The organism is Nocardia sp. TBRC8007 (assembly GCF_056629435.1).
The window spans coordinates 1-247 of the sequence record NZ_JBWSOR010000228.1 but is presented as its reverse complement, the minus strand read 5'-3'; the positions used below and the strand labels follow the sequence as shown (position 1 = coordinate 247).

1 protein-coding gene is annotated in these 247 nt (G+C 66.4%); it reads right to left on the bottom strand.

Features of this window, described 5'->3' with window-relative positions:
* A partial coding sequence (locus ACX4ZE_RS23430; RefSeq protein ID WP_480275637.1) for a phosphopantetheine-binding protein occupies nucleotides 1–247 on the bottom strand: 247 nt, incomplete at both ends.

The following is a 247-nucleotide window of genomic DNA, read 5'->3' as shown; positions in this document are numbered from 1 at the left end:
GTCGAGCCGGGAGACCAACTGCGCAACAGTCGGGGCGTCGAACACCCCCCGGATCGCAACCTCCACCCCCAACACCGACCGGATCCGGCTCACCAACCGCATCGCCAACAGCGAATGCCCACCCAGGTCGAAGAAATTGTCGTCGATACCCACCCGATCCACCCCCAGGACCTCACCGAACAGCCCCACCACCACCCGCTCCCGCTCCGATCGCGGTGCCCGATACCCCACCCCAGAGACGATCTCG